2 protein-coding genes are annotated in these 1,129 nt (G+C 33.6%); both read left to right on the forward strand.

The features are described from left to right. Positions 1–627 (forward strand): amidohydrolase family protein (locus FHL06_RS13820; RefSeq protein ID WP_153387230.1); only part of this gene is annotated, 627 nt, incomplete at its 5' end. Between the two features lie 32 nt (positions 628–659). After that, a complete protein-coding gene (locus tag FHL06_RS13825) occupies positions 660–1,118 on the forward strand; it encodes a GTP pyrophosphokinase (RefSeq protein ID WP_238334065.1) in 459 nt (152 codons plus the stop codon). The last annotated feature ends 11 nt before the right edge of the window (positions 1,119–1,129 follow it).

A 1,129-nucleotide genomic window follows, 5' to 3' on the forward strand; every position in this document is an offset into this window, starting at 1 on the left:
TTGTTTGATGCACATACTGATGAAATCGACGATCCTAGTTCGAGAAGTTTGGAAACGTTAGCTACCTTAGCATATGAAAGTGGCATGGGAGATCGAGTTACAGCCTCACATACAACTGCTATGGGCTCATATAATGATGCTTATATGTACAAGTTGATGCGCTTGTTGAAGATGTCTGATATGAACTTTATTTCTAACCCATTAGTTAATATGTATCTAGGTGGTCGTTTCGATACTTATCCTAAGCGTCGTGGATTAACACGTGTTAAGGAACTAGATGAAAATGGTATCAATGTTGCCTTTGGTGAAGATGATATCAAGGACCCATGGTATCCAATGGGAAATGGTAATATGTTCGATGTTTTAACTGAAGGATTGCATGCTACTCAAATGATGGGACATCAGCAGATTATGGATTCCTACAAATTTATTACAACCAATAGTGCTAAAGTCATGCATGTTCAAAATCAGTACGGAATCGAAGTTGGGAAGCCAGCTAATTTCGTATTACTAGATGCTCATAACTTCTATGATGCTTTGAATAAACATGCAGCGGTATTGTTGTCAGTTCATAATGGTGAAGTTATTGGTAAGACTAAACCAGCTGAAACTGAATTATATATTTAGACTGAATAAGTATAGAATGGAGACAACCATAATTGGCTGTCTTTTTTGATAATAATTTAAAGGAAGAGCATATGATATTAGAAAGACAAAATGTCGTAAATTTAAAGAAATTACAATCACAATTAGGAGGTTTGGAAAAACGTCCTGAAATAGATGAACTTTCTAAAATGATCAAAATATTTCAACTTTATCAAGCTGGACAAAAAGAGATCAGTACAAAGCTAGAAAATTTGGATTCAGAGTTTCAAGTGAATTATGATTATAATCCCATTCACCATATGGAATCTAGAATGAAAGATATGCAAAGTCTTTTACAAAAAGCTGAGCGTAAGGGATATGCTTTGACTGCTGAAAGTATTCAGAAGAATATTTATGATATTGCCGGTATAAGGGTCATTACTAATTATTTAGATGATATTTATAAAGTTGAAAAATTATTAACGACCCAAACAGATGTAACTTTATTAGAACGTAAGGATTATATTAAATAGCCTAAGGAATG

The sequence above is a fragment of the Companilactobacillus halodurans genome, from assembly GCF_009600985.1.
In the GTDB taxonomy this organism is placed as follows: Bacteria; Bacillota; Bacilli; order Lactobacillales; family Lactobacillaceae; genus Companilactobacillus; species Companilactobacillus halodurans.